The organism is Lysobacter enzymogenes (genome assembly GCF_023617245.1).
GTDB lineage: Bacteria > Pseudomonadota > Gammaproteobacteria > Xanthomonadales > Xanthomonadaceae > Lysobacter > Lysobacter yananisis.
The window spans coordinates 4,323,832-4,338,396 of record NZ_CP067396.1; the positions used below are offsets into that span (position 1 = coordinate 4,323,832).

The 14,565-nt window shown below is 69.7% G+C and carries 10 protein-coding genes and 1 pseudogene; 4 read left to right on the top strand and 7 right to left on the bottom strand.

The genetic code is table 11. The features are described from left to right. Positions 1–179: 179 nt before the first annotated feature. Both JHW41_RS17845 and JHW41_RS17850 read right to left on the bottom strand, forming a co-directional pair. Positions 180–1,190: a sensor domain-containing protein gene (locus tag JHW41_RS17845; RefSeq protein WP_250444125.1), complete on the bottom strand. Its 1,011-nt coding sequence runs from the start codon at positions 1,188–1,190 to the stop codon at positions 180–182. Further along, positions 1,187–1,552 carry a PadR family transcriptional regulator gene (locus JHW41_RS17850; protein ID WP_250444128.1) on the bottom strand — a complete coding sequence of 122 codons (366 nt, stop codon included), beginning with the start codon at positions 1,550–1,552 and terminating at the stop codon, positions 1,187–1,189. The genes JHW41_RS17845 and JHW41_RS17850 overlap by 4 nt, the downstream gene beginning before the upstream one ends. Before the next feature lie 190 nt (positions 1,553–1,742). On the opposite strand from JHW41_RS17850, the gene JHW41_RS17855 reads away from it, so the two are divergent. Beyond that, positions 1,743–2,669 carry a peptidylprolyl isomerase gene (locus JHW41_RS17855; RefSeq protein ID WP_250444133.1) on the top strand — a complete coding sequence of 309 codons (927 nt, stop codon included), beginning with the start codon at positions 1,743–1,745 and terminating at the stop codon, positions 2,667–2,669. Positions 2,670–2,841: 172 nt separating this feature from the next. Here JHW41_RS17855 and JHW41_RS27300 read toward each other — a convergent pair. Both JHW41_RS27300 and speG read right to left on the bottom strand, forming a co-directional pair. After that, positions 2,842–2,952: pseudogene (locus JHW41_RS27300) on the bottom strand (hypothetical protein); the annotation flags it as partial. An 87-nt stretch (positions 2,953–3,039) separates the two neighbouring features. Beyond that, complete coding sequence (gene speG, locus JHW41_RS17860) at positions 3,040–3,609, bottom strand: spermidine N1-acetyltransferase (protein WP_057946769.1); 570 nt, start codon at positions 3,607–3,609, stop codon at positions 3,040–3,042. 174 nt (positions 3,610–3,783) lie between these two features. On the opposite strand from speG, the gene JHW41_RS17865 reads away from it, so the two are divergent. Continuing rightward, positions 3,784–4,080, top strand: coding sequence for a hypothetical protein (locus JHW41_RS17865; protein ID WP_057946768.1), 297 nt, complete (start codon positions 3,784–3,786; stop codon positions 4,078–4,080). Positions 4,081–4,131: 51 nt separating this feature from the next. Here JHW41_RS17865 and JHW41_RS17870 read toward each other — a convergent pair whose 3' ends face one another. Then, positions 4,132–5,004: a DUF4349 domain-containing protein gene (locus JHW41_RS17870; protein WP_057946767.1), complete on the bottom strand. Its 873-nt coding sequence runs from the start codon at positions 5,002–5,004 to the stop codon at positions 4,132–4,134. Positions 5,005–5,333: 329 nt separating this feature from the next. Beyond that, positions 5,334–8,006 carry a TonB-dependent receptor gene (locus tag JHW41_RS17875; protein WP_250444136.1) on the bottom strand — a complete coding sequence of 891 codons (2,673 nt, stop codon included), beginning with the start codon at positions 8,004–8,006 and terminating at the stop codon, positions 5,334–5,336. A 1,237-nt stretch (positions 8,007–9,243) separates the two neighbouring features. On the opposite strand from JHW41_RS17875, the gene JHW41_RS17880 reads away from it, so the two are divergent. Then, positions 9,244–11,085 carry a DUF885 domain-containing protein gene (locus tag JHW41_RS17880; protein ID WP_428995392.1) on the top strand — a complete coding sequence of 614 codons (1,842 nt, stop codon included), beginning with the start codon at positions 9,244–9,246 and terminating at the stop codon, positions 11,083–11,085. A 474-nt stretch (positions 11,086–11,559) separates the two neighbouring features. Here JHW41_RS17880 and JHW41_RS17885 read toward each other — a convergent pair whose 3' ends face one another. Next, positions 11,560–12,645, bottom strand: coding sequence for a substrate-binding domain-containing protein (locus tag JHW41_RS17885; RefSeq protein ID WP_250444139.1), 1,086 nt, complete (start codon positions 12,643–12,645; stop codon positions 11,560–11,562). A 214-nt stretch (positions 12,646–12,859) separates the two neighbouring features. Between JHW41_RS17885 and JHW41_RS17890 the strand changes: the two genes are divergently transcribed. After that, complete coding sequence (locus JHW41_RS17890; RefSeq protein WP_078997323.1) at positions 12,860–14,542, top strand: OFA family MFS transporter; 1,683 nt, start codon at positions 12,860–12,862, stop codon at positions 14,540–14,542. Positions 14,543–14,565 lie beyond the last annotated feature (23 nt).

Here is a 14,565-nt window from a genome sequence, read left to right on the forward strand (position 1 = left end):
CTGTAGGAGCGGCGCAAGCCGCGACCGCGCCGCCGCACCCATGACGCCCGTTGGAAGTCCGGCGTTCGACCAGGACGGGGATCGCAGAGTTTCGTCGTGGTCGAATTGGCGCGGTCGCGGCTCGCGCCGCTCCTACAAAAAGCAACTGCGACGGCGAATCCGCGGCGCCACCCTCGGCTTCAGCCCCAGCGCACCAGCAGCGCCTTCGCCAGTTGCGCGTGCAGGTAGCCGATGCCGCGGGCCAGGTGCAGGGTCGCGAACAGCAGCAGCACGCCGGTCAGCAGGCACAGCGGCCACAGCACCGCCTCGGGCAGCACGCCCCAGGAACCGGCGTTGGTGCAGGCGTAATCCAGGCAGATGTTGCCGTGGAACAGGCCCGTCCACTGCGCGATCGGGACGAAGATCAACGACAGCGACAAGGCCAGCGCGGTGACCGCGACGCTGAAGTAGGCCGTGCCCAGCGGCAGCATCAGCAGCAGGTACAGCAGCGTGCCCCAGGTGCGCGGGTCGGTGAACATCTCCTTGATCCGCTCCAGCCACGGCCGCTCGCGGTCGCTGTACAGCGGCCGGCGCGGCATGCGTTCGCCGAGCATGGTCTCCACCAGCCGCCCTTCCACCAGCGCCAGCACCCGCACCGAGCCCAGGAACAGGATCAGCAGCGGCAGGCCGACGATCAGGATCAGCAGGCTCGCCGACACCGAGGCGCCGGTGACGACCCAGGTGAAGTAGAACGTGCCGGTGGCCAGCGACAGCAGCATGTAGAACAGCGCGCCGTAGGTGCGCGGTTCCAGCGCCACGCCGAAGAAGCGGCCCAGCCACGAGCGCCGCGGCGCCGGCCTGGGCGGGCGCAGCGCGGTCTGCACCTTGGCCTCGGTGTCGCGGTAGATCTCCGCCACCTCGTCCGGCGCGCCGTAGCTGCCGGCGACGCTGGCGATGATCTGCGCTTCGCTGCGCTGCGGGTTCTCGGCCATTTCCGCGCGCAGGTACTCCTCGGCGTCGTACAGCGCGTCCTGGATCAGCGCCGGATCGGCGCCGTGCAGGGCCTGGCGCAGGCGCTGCAGGTACTCGGGGATCGAGCTCGGCAGGCCGGCGGCGGCGCTGGCGGCCGCGGCCGGGTCGGAGGAGTGCGCGCCGGCCGGCGCGGAGTCGGCTTCGGGCGGGTAATGGGCGGTGCCGGCTATGGCGTTCATGGTTCGAGCCCCTGCAGGACGGAATCGACGGAATCGCGGGTGGCGCGCCAGGCCTGCGTCCATTCGCGCAGAACCGCCCGGCCGCTGTCGGTGATGCGGTAGTAGCGCCGCGGCGGCCCGGTCACCGACGGCTCGACATGGCTGTCGAGCAGGCCGGCCGTACCGAGGTTGCGCAGCACCGGGTACAGCGCGCTCTGCTTGCCGCTGAGCACGCCCTCGCCCTCGCGCTCCAGGCGCTTGGCGATCTGGTACCCGTACATCGGCTCGTCGGCCGCGCCGAGTACCGCCAGCAGCGCCAGCGACACCGTGCCGGTGCTGAGCTCCTTCTGGAACTTGCGCAAATGGCTGTCGAGATCGGTCACGGGCGGGGCCCCTGGGCTAGTCTGGTGCTCAGACTATTGTGAAGTTCGCTATAGCGAATGTGCAGGTAGTCATTGGGAGATAGCGCATGGGAGACAGGAGATAGCCGAACCGGCTCTTGCTAATTCCTGGCTCCTATCCGCTACCTTCTATCCCCGCCCCGCCCGACACGACGACGGACAGACCACGCCCATGACTTCGATCGCCCGCACCGCCCCGCTCGCCCTGTCGCTGGCCCTGGCCGCCGCGACCGCCGCGGCGGCGGCCGCCACGCCCGCGGCCAAGGGCCGCACCCTGCAGCAGATCCTCGATGCCAGCCAGCCCTCCGACTGGCGCGCGCTCGACCCGCGCAACACGATCTACCTGGAACTCGAACGCGGCCGCGCGGTGATCGAACTCGCGCCGCAGTTCGCGCCCGAGCACGTCGCCAACATCCGCGCGCTGGCGCACAACGGTTATTGGAACGGCCTGAGCGTCAACCGCTCGCAGGACAACTACGTGGTCCAGTGGGGCGACCCGGAAGAGGACGCGGCCAGGCGCAAGCCGCTCGGCCCCGGCGCCAAGGACAAGCTGCCGGCCGAGTTCGCGCGCAAGAGCGCCGGCCTGAAGATGACCGTGCTGCCCGACACCGACGGCTGGGCGAAGCAAGCCGGTTTCGTCGACGGCTTCCCCGCCGCGCGCGATTCCGCCACCGGTTCGAGCTGGCTGGCGCACTGCTACGGCACCGTCGGCGCCGGCCGCGACATGGCCGCCGATTCCAGCAACGGCAGCGAACTGTACGTGGTGATCGGCCAGTCGCCGCGCCACCTGGACCGCAACATCACCACCGTCGGCCGGGTCGTGCAGGGCATGGAGCTGCTGTCGGTGCTGCCGCGCGGCACCGGCGCGCTGGGCTTCTACGAGAAACCCTCCGAGCGCGCGCCGATCGTCTCGATCGCGCTGGCGGCCGACCTGCCCGAAGCGCAGCGCGCCAAACTCGAAGTGCTGCGCACCGACACGCCGCTGTTCGCCGAGCTGGTGGAAGCGCGGCGCAACCGCCGCGACGATTGGTACCTGCAGCCGGCCGGGCACATCAACCTGTGCAACATGCCGCTGCCGGTACGCGAGAAGAAGGGCTGACGCAGTAGCGGGAGGGCCTTGCTCTGGTAGCGAGGCCTTGCTCTGGTAGCGAGGCCTTGCTCTGGTAGCGAGGCCTTGCTCTGCGAGAGAGGCTAAGGCCCGATGCTTTCGCTTCTGTGGGAGGGCCTTCAAGCCCGATGCCTTTCGCTCAGATCGCGGCGACCTGAAACAAGAGCATCGGGCCTGAAGGCCCTCCCACAAAAACAAGAGCATCCAGCTTCAAGGCTCTCCCAGCAATACAAGAGCATCCAGCTTCAAGGCTCTCCCAGCAATACAAGAGCATCGAGCTTCAAGGCTCTCCCAGCAAAAACAAGAGCCTCGGGCCTGAAGGTCTCCCACAACAGCAAGAGCATCGGGCAGGCAAGCCCTGCTACTTGCCGACCCGCCCCAGCACCTGATGCTGGAACAAACACATCCGCACCACGTCGTGATAGCGCCCGTCGGTGAAGAACTCGTCCACCAGCACGCCTTCGCGCTGGAACCCGGCGTCCTCGTAGATGCGGATCGCGCGGGTGTTGTCCACGTCCACCAGCAGGTACAGCTTGTACAGGTTCAACACCCGGAACGCGTAGTTGATCGCCAGCCGCGTCGCCAGCCGCGCGTGGCCGCGGCGCTGGTGCTCGGGCGAGATCATGATCAGGAATTCGGCGCGCCGGTGCAGGTGGTCGATCTCGACCAGTTCGACCAGCCCGATCCGCTCCATCGCGCCGTCCTGGATGATGAAGCGGCGCTCGGACTGGTCGTGGATGTGCTTGCGGTACAGCTCTTCGAGCTCGACGAAGGACTCGTACGGTTCCTCGAACCAGTAGCCCATCACGCTGCGGTTGTTGTTGAGCACGTGGATGAAATGCAGGTCGCCGCGTTCCAGCGGGCGCAGGGTGAGGCCGCCGGGAGCGGCGGCGGCGCTGGCGGAGGACTCGTCGATGGGGGTGCTGGTCATGCCCGCTACCCTACTCCGTCCCGATGCAGCCGGTGTGACTTCGCGCAACGCGGTGTGACGCCGTGCGCGCGCTCGGCGACGGCCGCCCGGAAGCGCCGCCGTCGCGCTGCATTCACGCGGATTTAGCCGCCCGCTGCCTAGCCTCCAGGCATCCCCGCGACCCAGGTGTCCGCCATGCCACTGCTTCGATTGCGTATCACCGGCAACGACGACGACGCGCGCGCGATCGGCAATCTGCTCAACAGCCTCGACGGCATCGAGCGCGTCGAGGAAGTCGCCGACCTGATGCCGCACATGGACGATGCCGATTCCAGTTCCGCCGGCCTGCCCGACGATACCGGCCCCGGCGTGCACGAGCTGGAGATCGACGCGCCCAACGCCGCCACCGCGAACAAGGTGCGCGAGGCGGTGGAAGCGCTGGCGTTCGACCTGGACGTGCTGGTCGAGTTCGAGGCCGAAGAAGAGCGCTGAGCGCGCGCCGGCGCCGGGCGCGCCCGGCGTCCGGCCCGCGCCCGGCCGCGCTCAGCCGCCGGCCGCCTTGCGCCGCGCCCGCCGCGCGCGCAGGAACTTCAGCAACAGCCACAGGAACGCGCCGCCGACGATGCCCAGCGGCAGCAGCACCGCCAGGGCGCGGATCAGGAACGCGACCACCGCCGCGACGATGCCGCCGAAGTCGCGCACCGCCTCGCCGATCTCGCTGCTGCGTTCCTGGCCCAGGGTGCTGCCGAACTCGAAGTTGATCAGCTGGGTCGAGATGCGGCGTTGCTGCTGCGCGGCTTCCTGTTCGGCCGCCTGCAGCTGCGATTCGATCTCGGCGATGCGCTCGGACAAGGTCAGCACGTCGGCCATCTTCAGGTCGCGCCGTTCCTGGAATTCGAGCAGGCGCGCGTGTTCGCGGCTCAGGCGGTCGCGGCGCATCGAGTTGTCGCGCACGGCCGTCGCCAAGTCCTCGGCCTGGATGCCGCGCTCGGCGATCTGGTCGCCCTGCCCGGCCAGCGCGATCAGCGGCTCCACGCCTTGCGGCACCACCCGCACCTGCAGGCTGGCCGAGGGCGAATCGCCGCCGCTCTGGTTCATGCCCAGCACCGCGCACGGACCGAACTTGCCGCCGGTGCAGGCGTCCTGCACCGCCTTGGCGCGGGCGGCGATCTTGTCGTCGGACAGGCGCACGCGCACTCGGTGTTCGTAGGCCAGCAGCACGCCGAGGTCGGCCTTGGCCTGATCGCCGCCGCCGGCGGCGGGCGCTTCGGACGCCGCCGCGGCCTGGTCGCTGGTCGCCGCCGCTTCGGGCGCGTGCTTGGCGCAGCCCAACGCCGCCGCGGCCAGCGCCGCCGCCAACAGCCAGCGCATCGCCGGCGCGGATTTGCCCGGGATTCGCATCTTCGCTTGCTCCATGTTCCGTCTCCATCGCCGTCTTGGCTGGCGGCACTATGCCATCGCGACGCGGGTCGGCGCATCCGCCGGTCGCACCGCATCGAACGCGCGAGCTCGCGGCGCGGGGTCGCCAAGGCGCGCCGGAACCTGCACGCGCAAACCTGCACGTCCAAACGTTTCCATGCAAACGTGCCCACGCAAACGCGCCGGCGTCAGCGCGCCCGCCTGAGCGCGTTCACCCAAACGCGTTCGCCGGCTCGCCCAAGCCGGGCCGGCGAGCAACGCGCGCGAACGAAAACGGGCGGGAGCCGCAGCCCCCGCCCGTTCGTCGAACGTCGCCGCGACGCGGCTCAGAACTTGTACTTCACCCCCACCGTGACGAAGCGGCCGAGCGCGTCGTACTGGGTGATGTCGTACGGCAGCGCGCCGCCGGCCGGATCGAACGGCGGCGCCTTGTCGGCGAGGTTCTGCACCGAGGCGTACAGCGTGGTGTCGCGCAGGCCCTCAAAGCCGACGTACAGATCGAACTGGTGGTAATCGTCGACCTTGCCGCGCAGGCCCGGGTTGCTGCGCGCGTCGACCACCTTCTGGCCGTAGCCGCCGATGTAGCGCCACGACAGCTGCGCGTTCCAGTCGCCGCGGGTCCAGGCCAGCGAGGTGATGCCGCGCCACTTCGGCAGCGCGCCGAACAGGTTGTTGCCGGCGCCGTCCTGCTTGGCCTGCCCCGCCACCAGCGGCTGCTCGTAGCTGAGCAAGCGGGTCCAGGTGCCGTCCAGGGTCCAGCTGTCGTCGCCGGCGCGCCAGACCTTGCGCCCTTCCACGTCGAAGCCGGTGGTGGTCAGCGTGCCCTGGTTGGAATAGCGGTTCTCGACCAGCTGCAGGCGGCCCTGCGCGTCGCGGGTGATGCGGCCCGGGTTGGCGTCCGGATTGGACACCACGAACTGCACGTTGTCCGGCGCGATCAGGTCGTCCTGGCGGATGCGGTACAGGTCGATGCCCAGGCTGGTGTCGGCGTCCGGCGCCCACAGCAGGCCGAGGTTGACGTTGCTGGAGCGCTCGGCCTTCAGGTTGGAATTGCCGGCGCGCAGGATGGTCACGCCGCGCGAGGCGCCGGGCTGGACCGGATCGAAGGGATCGATCACCGAGCCGTAGCTGATCGTGGTGCTCTGCGCGATCTCCGGCAGCGACGGCGCGCGGAAGCCGCGCGAGGCGTTCAGGCGCAGCAGGAAGTCGTCGCTGAGCTGCCAGCGCACGCCGAGCTTGGGCGAGAACGCGCTGCCGAAGTCGCTGTAGTGGTCGCCGCGGCCGGCGAGCTGCACTTCCACTTGCTCCCACGGCTTGAGGCTGAACTCGAAGAACGCGGCGGCGACGCGGCGGTCGCCGTCGATGAGGTTGATCGCCGGACGCAACTCGGTGCCCGACAGCACCTGCGGGCTGGTGCGCGCGTCCTGCGCTTCGTCGCGGAACTCCACGCCCGCGGCCACGCCGACGTCGCCGGCGCGCCACTGGAACGGGAAGCCGGAAATCTTGCCGCTGAGCGTGCTCAGCCGGTACGTGCCGGGCCGGCGCGTGGACAGGCGCAGCGCGTCGAGCGCGCCGGGCGTGCGCGAGGGGTTGAGGAAGTCGTAGCTGCCGTCGGCCAGCGTCTGCTCGAACGCATAGCGGTCGAGGAAGTTGCGCACGTATTCGCGCTGGCGGCTTTCCGAATGGCTGGCGGCGACCTCCCAGTCCCACACCTCGCCGTTGCCGCGCAGGCCGACCAGCGCGCGCGAGAACTGCGACTTGTTGATCTTGTAGCGCGCGCCCAGGTCGAGGAAGGAATACTCGAACGGCGTCGGCGTCGCGTTGGGATTGTTCGGATGGCCGACCGGCAGCACCGCCGGGATATCGACCAGGCGGCCGGTGCCGCGGTCGTACGCGCGCAGGCCGGCGCCGACCGTCATCGGCGCGCTGAAGTAAGCGCCGTTGTGGCTGGTGCTGTAGAGGATCTCGGCGAAGCCCTGCACGCTGTCGCTGAGGCGCACGTCGCCGGCGACCAGCGCCTGGTAGCGCTCCACGTCCGGGATCAGGGTGCGGAACGGCTGGGTGTTGAAGGCGCAGGCGTTGCCCGGCAGTGGGCTGCCGAAGTCGCTGTAGGGGCGCGACTGGGTGCCCGGCTGGCAGGCGAACGCGACCGGCGCGCGCGGGTTGCTCAGGAACGCGCCGCCCTGCGTGGACCAGCCGGCCAGGCGGCCTCCGGGTTCGGAGCGGTAGTCGCCGCTCTTGGTCAGGTCGCGCTCGTCGGCGTTGAGCTGGCCGCGCTGGAACACGTCCAGGCTGAAACGCAGGCTGTAGCCGTCCTTGGCCGGATCGCCGCGGCCGGCGCGCAGGCCGATGCTGTGCTGGTCGATGCCGCCCTCGGTGGCCGCGCCGTAGGACGCATCGAGTTCGACGCCTTCGATCTTGCGGCGCAGGATCAGGTTGACCACGCCGGCGATGGCGTCGGAACCGTACAGCGCCGAGGCGCCGTCCTTGAGGATCTCCACGCGCTCGATCGCGCCCAGCGGCAGCGCGTTGAGGTCGACGAAGTTGTCCTGGGTGCCCTGGGCGAAACCGTACGAGGCCACGCGGTAGCCGTTGACCAGCACCAGGGTGTTCTTCTGGCTCAGCCCGCGCAGCGAGACGCCGGCCGAACCGTTGGCGAAGCTGCCGGTGTACTGCTCGTTGAAGCTGTTGCCGCTGTTGACGGTGAGGCTGCGCAGCAGATCGGACACGGTGACCTTGCCGCTCTTCTCGATCTGCACGCGATCGAGCACCAGCACCGGATTGACCCCGGCCTCGTCGCTTCGCTTGAGGTTGCTGCCGGTGACCTGCACCGCGTCGAGGGTGACGCCGGGGCCGGCGGCATCGGCCGCATCGGCGGCGGCCGCGTCGGCGGCCCGCGCCAGCGGCGCGGCCAGGGCCAGCGGCGCGGCCAGGGCCAGGGCGAGCGCCAGCGGCAGGCGTCGGTAACGCGCTTCGGGATTGCGGACGGCGTGGGACATGGAGGTTTCCTGCAAGACGTGGGAGAGGGGAGGCGAAACGAAGAGCAAAGCGCGAAGAAAAAGCCGGCCCGCGACGGCGCACGGCCGCCGACGCTGCGCGCTGCGCAGCGCGGTCGTTGGGAGGGGAGAGAGACGAATGCGGCGCAAGCCGCAGGTCGCCCGCCGCGCGGGTCGGTAGAAAGGGTCGGCAGGCTCGGCCGGCGGTCGCTCGTTTAGAGCGTCGGCCTCACCCGCCCGCTACAGGCCGCGCGCATTCGAGCGGGCGGTGCGCGGAACGCTGCGTGGTGATGGCGGCGGCGTGCGGACGTACGGCGATACATGGCGAGGCAACCTGGACGATCTGCGGGAGCGAACGGAACGGGCGAGCGGCGTGCGCGGGGCGCCGCGGTCTCAGCGCCGACACATCGCCATGCGACACCCGCCGGAAACGCGGCGGCTGGCGGACGGCAGGACGGTCGGGCGGTGTGCGTTCACGGCGGCGGATTCGGTTGCGGAGGAAGGTCGCGGCCGGGGCCGGCGACGGGGCTTATGTTGCATCGCGATAAAGCGATGTCAATCGAAGCGGCGGCGCGGATTGGCGAAAATATCGCCAGCGGCGGGTCTGGCGGCCACGCATCGCGAACCGCCCTGTTCAGCCGCGAAGCCCGCCGCACAAGGCGATCGCGGCCGCAGCGGCCGAGCGCGCCGGCACGCGCCCACGCCGCGCCGCGCATGACGGCATTACCGATGGTTATGAAACCTGGGCCCGTCGAAGCCGCGAAACCGGACTGCCGACACGGCAACTGCGCAAAGAGCACGCATACCGCCTGCTTCCCGCTGCGTCATCGCGCCCCCAGGCGCCGAATTCGCCCCGAACGCCCGACCCGCCCCCCTGATCCGTCATTCCGGCGCAAGCCGGAACCCATTTTGCTGTCGCTCCGAGCCCCGGACGCTCGCGGCGGATCCAGCGGGATCAAAGATCAAGCAGGATCAAAATGGGTTCCGGCGTTCGCCGGAATGACGGACTAGCCAGGCGCGCTGCCCCCGGCCAGGTCCGCGCGCATCGTCCCGCAGCAGCCACAGCCCACGCCGCTCCCCTAAGCCCAGGCGGCCCCGTCGCTTTGCCTCCCCTGCCGGTTGCCTTGCCCCCACCCACCCCGCCGCCGCGCCCCGACCAATGACCCATGCAGGCGGTCATGGCCATGCCCTATCCTGCGCGCCAACCGGCCCCGCGCCGTCCTACTGCCCCGAGATGCCCATGCGTCCGCTGCGTCCTTCGCCGCTCGTCCTCGCCCTCTCCGCCGCCCTGCTCGTCCTGGCCATGACCGCCTGCAAGCCGCACGACACCGCCGCCCCGGCCGCGCCCGCCGCCGCCGCGCCGGCCGCCGCCAGCGCCGCCGATCCGGCCGTGGACGCCGCCTTCGCCGCGCTGTCCAAGCGCTGGCTCGACGGCTTCATGAAGCTCAACCCGGTCGGCGCGACCCAGATCGGCGATCACCGCTACGACAGCGAGATCGACGACCTCAGCGCCGCCGGCCGCCAGGCCCAGCTCGACTTCAACAAGAAGCTGCTCGGCGAACTCGACGCGATCGACGCGGCCAGGCTCTCGCGCGAGAACCAGGTCGACGCGCTGATCCTGCGCAACCGCCTGCAAGCGGACGTGTGGAACCTGCAGACCCTGCAGAGCTGGGCCTGGGACCCGCAGGTCTACAGCGGCCTGGCCGGCGACGCGATCTACAACCTGATGGCGCGCGACTTCGCGCCGATGCCGCAACGGCTGGTCTCGGCCACCGCGCGCATGGAAAAGATCCCGCAGGTGTTCGCCCAGGCCCGCGCCAACCTCGATCCGGCGCGGGTGCCGAAGATCCACGCAGAGACCGTGGCCAAGCAGAACGCCGGCGTGCTGAGCCTGATCGACACCTTCATCGCGCCCAACGCCGGCCAGCTCAGTGGCGAGCAGCGCAAGCGCCTGGACGCCGCCGTCGCCGGCCTGCGCAAGGCCGTGGCCGAGCAGCAGGTCTGGCTGGATAAGACTCTGGTGCCGAACGCCCGCGGCAACTTCCGCATCGGCCAGACCCTGTACGACGAGAAACTCAAGTTCTCGCTGAACTCCTCGCTGTCGCGCGCGCAGATCATGCAGCGCGCGCAGGCCGAGCTGGCGCGCGTGCGCGGCGAGATGTACGCGATCGCGGTCCAGCAGCTCAAGGACAAGCCCAACGCGCCGGCGCTGCCGGACAAGCCGACGCCCGAGCAGCAGCAGACCGCGATCGAAGCGGCGCTGGAACTGGCCTACGCCGAAAAAGCGCCGCGCGACAAGGTCGTCGATTTCGCCAAGCAGACGCTGGCCCAGGCCACCGAGTTCACCCGCGCCAAGAACCTGGTGACCGTGCCCGACGCGCCGGTCAAGGTGATCCTGATGCCGGAATTCCAGCGCGGCGTGGCGCTGGCGTATTGCGACTCGCCCGGCCCGCTCGACAAGGGGCTGGACACGTACTACGCGATCTCGCCGATCCCGGACGACTGGAACGACCAGCAAGTGGATTCGTTCCTGCGCGAATACAACACGCGCATGATCCACCTGTTGTCGATCCACGAGGCCATGCCGGGCCATTACCTGGAAGGCGCGCACTCGGCCAAGGCGCCCTCGACCCTGCGCGCAGTGCTGCGCTCGGGCGTGTTCGCCGAAGGCTGGGCGGTGTACACCGAAGACCTGATGGCCGACTCGGGCTATCTCGACAACGACCCGCTGTTCCGTCTGGTCCAGCTCAAGTTCTACCTGCGCAGCATCGGCAACGCGATCCTCGACCAGGGCGTGCAGGTCGAGGACTGGAGCCGCGAGCAGGCCATGGACTTCATGGTCAAGCAGACCTTCCAGCAGGAGCGCGAAGCCGCCGGCAAGTGGGTGCGCGCGCAGCTGACCTCGGCGCAGCTGCCGACCTATTTCGTCGGCGCGCAGGAGCATTTCGACATGCGCCGCGCGGTGGAGGAAAAGCTCGGCCCGAAGTTCGAGATCAAGGCCTACCACGACCAGGTGCTGTCCTACGGCGCGCCGCCGGTGCGGTTCGTGCGCGAGCTGATGCTGGACGAACCGATCCGCTGAAGGCGGCTTACGATTCGAACGCAAAAGGCGCAGGGTTCCCCGCGCCTTTTTGCGTTTCCGCGCCCCGCCCGAAGCCCCTGTAGAGCGACGCGAGTCGCGACCGCGCCGACACAACCACGACGCAAGCCGCAGCCGCTCACGAGACGTCGCGCACGACGGTGGTTTCGCCGCGAACGCGCCCGAGCGCTTTCCGCGCAATCCTCATCGTTCCGACAAAGGCTGCCCCCCCTCAAACCCGTCATTCCGGCGAAAGCCGGAACCCATTTTGATCTTGCTCCGCGGCGGAAAAGGCTCCCGCAAGAGCAACGGCAAAATGGGTTCCGGCTTTCGCCGGAACGACGGTGAGAGGGGGCGGATGCGGTCTCAATAGGCGAGGCCCGCCGCAGCCGCGTTGTCGCGGTCGCGGCTTGCGCCGCTCCTGCAGGGAAGGATCGAAGCCGCGTGGAGAGCCGGGACCACGCAGCTTCGCAGCGCTCACCCGAACACCGCGCGCGCCGAGCCGAACGCCTCGAACAGGTCCTGCACCTCGCCGCAGCCGCCTGCGTCGTAGCCCGGCAGCTTGCCCAGTTCGGCGCGAAACCGTTCGCTGCGCAGGATCGCCAGCACTTCGCCCAACGCCGCCGAATCCAGGGTGCTCTCGCGCACCAGGAAGAAGTAGTGCTCGCTAGCGATCGGCACGAACTCCAGCCCGTAGCGCCGCGCCGGGGTCTCCAGGCCGAAGCCGGCGTCGGCCATGCCGCTGGCGACATAGGCCGCGACCGCGGCGTGGGTGAGTTCGTCGATGCCGCAGCCGCGCACCTCGTGGATCGACAGGCCCTGCCGCGCCAGCATCCGTTCCAACAGCAGGCGCGCGCCGGAGCCGGGCTGGCGGTGGATGAAACGCACGTCGCTGCGCAGCAGGTCGGCCAAGGTCCCGATGCGTTTGGGATTGCCCGGCGCGAGGATCAGGCCGATGCGGCGCGTGGCCAGGTGCAGCACGCGGTCGCCGTGCGGGTCGATGCGCCCGGCGTAATGGGCGAGGATGTCGCGCTCGAATTCGCCGATCGGCAGATGCACGCCGGCCAGGTCGCAGGCGCCGGCGCGCAGCGCATCGAGCGCTTCGCCGGGGCTGCGGTATTTCAGGTCGACCGCAGCGTCGGCCTCGTCGAGGAAACGGCGCAGGGTCTCGACCGCGAAGCCATGCGCGGCGTGCACGCGCGGCGGCGCGGCCTGCGCGCTGAGCGCGCGGCCGAGTTCGACTTCCACCTCCGAGGCCAGGCTGTCCAGGGTCGGCGCCAGCCGCGCGGCGATGCGCTGCTCGGCCCACACCAGCCGCTCGCCGAGCGCGCTCAGGCGCGCGCCGCGGCCGCGCGCCATGCGCAGCAGCGGCGCGCCGAACAAGGCCTGCGACTGCTGCAACAGGCCCCAGGCGTAGCGGTACGACAGCCCCGCCCGGCGACAGGCCGCGGCCAGCGAACCGGTCGCGTGCACGCCCTGCAGCAACTCGATCAGCTTGCCCGGCAGCGGCTGCCCATCGGCGGCGTGCAGCGTCCACCTGGGTTGGATCTGGACCTTGAACATGACCGACCTCGCACGGTTTCGACGCCTTCGCGCACGCCCGCTGCATTCAGGCGTCACACGGAAGCCTCAATCGGCTTTTCATAGCCGATTATTAGACTACTCATCGATATACGGCCACGTCCGCACTGGGTTAGCCTGCGTTCGCGACCAGGGCCTCACCCCCACTTTATGCCCTGAACAGCCTATTTGCAGTGGTCATACCAGAGGGGTCCGCATGTCCAGCCAAAGCGCGGCGATCGCCGCATCGCAACCGGCCACGGAAGGCCTGCTGTCGAAAGAACGCATCGTCGCCAAACCCGGTTTCAACCGCTGGCTGGTGCCGCCGGCCGCGCTCGCGATCCACCTGTGCATCGGCATGGCCTACGGCTTCAGCGTGTTCTGGCTGCCGCTGTCGAAAGCCGTCGGCATCGAGCAACCGCTGGAATGCGCGGCCGACATGGGCTTCTTCGCGCGCATGGTCGCCACCGGTTGCGACTGGAAAGTCAGTTCGCTGGGCTGGATGTACACCTTGTTCTTCGTCCTGCTGGGCTGCTCGGCGGCGCTGTGGGGCGGCTGGCTCGAACGCGCCGGCCCGCGCAAGGCTGGCGTGGTCTCGGCGCTGTGCTGGTGCGGCGGGCTGGTGATCTCGGCCATCGGCATCAAGACCCACCAGATCTGGCTGCTGTGGCTGGGCTCGGGGGTGATCGGCGGCATCGGCCTCGGGCTCGGCTACATCTCGCCGGTGTCGACGCTGATCAAGTGGTTCCCCGACCGCCGCGGCATGGCCACCGGCATGGCGATCATGGGCTTCGGCGGCGGCGCGATGATCGGCAGCCCGCTCGCCGACGCGTTGATGAAGCGCTTCGCCACGCCCGATTCGGTCGGCGTGTTCGAAACCTTCCTGGTCCTGGCCGCAGGCTATTTCGTGTTCATGATGGCCGGCGCGTTCGGCTACCGGGTGCCGCCCAGCGGCTGGCAGCCGGCCGGCTGGACGCCGCCGCCGGCCAAGGACAACGCGATGATCACCCAACAGCACGTGCACGCCAGCAAGGTCTGGGGCATCCCGCAGTTCTGGCTGCTGTGGGGCGTGCTGTGCCTCAACGTCTCCGCCGGCATCGGCGTGATCGGCATGGCCTCGCCGATGCTGCAGGAAGTGTTCGGCGGCAGGCTGATCGGCGTGGACGGCGGGATCAAGTCGCTCGGCGAGGACCAGCTCAAGGCCATCGCCGCGATCGCCGCGGGCTTCACCGGCCTGCTGAGCCTGTTCAACATCGCCGGCCGCTTCTTCTGGGCCTCGGCCTCGGATTACCTGGGCCGCAAGCTGACCTACGTGGTGTTCTTCGTGCTCGGCTTCGTGCTGTACGCCTCCGCGCCGTCGGCCGGCAGCGCCGGCAGCATCGCCGCGTTCGTGGCGATCTGCTGCGTGATCGTGTCGATGTACGGCGGCGGCTTCGCGACCGTGCCGGCGTATCTGGCCGACCTGTTCGGCACCCAGATGGTCGGCGCGATCCACGGCCGCCTGCTGACCGCCTGGGCCACCGCCGGCATTCTCGGGCCGGTGGTGGTCAACTATATGCGCGACTACCAGCTCGGCCTGGGCCTGCCGCCTTCGCAGGTCTACAACACCACCATGTATATCCTGGCGGCGATGCTGGTGCTGGGGCTGCTGTGCAACCTCGCGGTGCGGCCGATCGCGCAGAAGCACTTCATGACGCCGGAGGAACTGGCGCGCGAAAAAGCCCTCGCCCACGAGAAGACCGGCCGCAACGGCGAGGCCGCCTACAGCGCCGAGCAGATGGCCTTGATCGGCCGCGGCGGCAACCCGGCGCTGGTGCTGGCGGCCTGGGCCGCGGTCGGCGTGCCGCTGGCCTGGGGCATGTGGGTGACGCTGCAGAAAGCCTTCGTGCTGTTGCACTGACGGGCCGAACCGATGAGCGAGCG

Bases quoted from the DNA above. Each gene is read 5' to 3' on its own strand.
- JHW41_RS17855 (WP_250444133.1), top strand. From the start codon at position 1,743: ATGACTTCGATCGCCCGCACCGCCCCGCTCGCCCTGTCGCTGGCCCTG.
- JHW41_RS17875 (WP_250444136.1), bottom strand. From the start codon at position 8,006: ATGTCCCACGCCGTCCGCAATCCCGAAGCGCGTTACCGACGCCTGCCG.
- JHW41_RS17845 (WP_250444125.1), bottom strand. From the start codon at position 1,190: ATGAACGCCATAGCCGGCACCGCCCATTACCCGCCCGAAGCCGACTCC.
- JHW41_RS17880 (WP_428995392.1), top strand. From the start codon at position 9,244: ATGCGTCCGCTGCGTCCTTCGCCGCTCGTCCTCGCCCTCTCCGCCGCC.
- JHW41_RS17890 (WP_078997323.1), top strand. From the start codon at position 12,860: ATGTCCAGCCAAAGCGCGGCGATCGCCGCATCGCAACCGGCCACGGAA.
- speG (WP_057946769.1), bottom strand. From the start codon at position 3,609: ATGACCAGCACCCCCATCGACGAGTCCTCCGCCAGCGCCGCCGCCGCT.
- JHW41_RS17870 (WP_057946767.1), bottom strand. From the start codon at position 5,004: ATGGAGCAAGCGAAGATGCGAATCCCGGGCAAATCCGCGCCGGCGATG.
- JHW41_RS17865 (WP_057946768.1), top strand. From the start codon at position 3,784: ATGCCACTGCTTCGATTGCGTATCACCGGCAACGACGACGACGCGCGC.
- JHW41_RS17885 (WP_250444139.1), bottom strand. From the start codon at position 12,645: ATGTTCAAGGTCCAGATCCAACCCAGGTGGACGCTGCACGCCGCCGAT.